This window comes from Bartonella sp. AA2SXKL, from assembly GCF_042197205.1.
Classification (GTDB): Bacteria; Pseudomonadota; Alphaproteobacteria; order Rhizobiales; family Rhizobiaceae; genus Bartonella.
Genome location: NZ_JBHIRN010000151.1, coordinates 1 through 707, shown reverse-complemented (window position 1 = coordinate 707; position 707 = coordinate 1). Strand labels below are relative to the sequence as shown.

The 707-nt window shown below is 41.2% G+C and carries 1 pseudogene; it reads right to left on the bottom strand.

Features of this window, described 5'->3' with window-relative positions:
• Window positions 1-617 (bottom strand): annotated as a pseudogene (locus ACFINS_RS10370) (hypothetical protein); the annotation flags it as partial.
• Window positions 618-707: the final 90 nt, after the last annotated feature.

Here is a 707-nt window from a genome sequence, read left to right as displayed (position 1 = left end):
GACCGCATAAAGATGATTGGATTTGTTGTTTCGGTCGCACCTTGCACGAAACCGCCATCGGGAAAATCTTGATAATCGCAGCTTTTTTTTCCAACAGTCCAAAATTCGGCATCGTTCAATCCTGACCAATGGACACGTCTTGGATGCTCTGTCAATTTCATCAGACAAACGAAATCTCCCCACACACGCACAATCCCCGCTTGTGGTGGATTTCCACCTAAATCTCTAAAGTTTTTGTCATGATTAATGTCGATCACTTGTGGCTTATCATTGGCATTCACAGCAATGATATAATCCCCAAACAAAGCGAAGGACCATGGAGCATCGACATTGGCAAGATAAGATTTTCCCTTTTGGCTGATATCTTTCCATTGCTTTGTCGTATTGTCGAGAAGGTAGATTTTTTGTCCGGTCCCAACAATAACAGAGACACCATTTTTTGTTTTAACAGCAAGAGCTCCTAAAATTGGATGAGGACAAGGCTCTGACACAGGTTGAAAGCTTGGCATAGGGATATAGGACCCATCAGCAGGCAACACATTAATAAGCTCATCGGTAAAGATGCCATTAATATCAGCAACATCGGGCCGATAATCAGCAACTGGAAAAAAAGCCATTGAGAACCCCATTAGAAGAATATTTGAAAAACCTTATCAATGCGAGATTTCAAATCGCCAAAACTTTTTTATTTTAATCAAAAAAGCCCC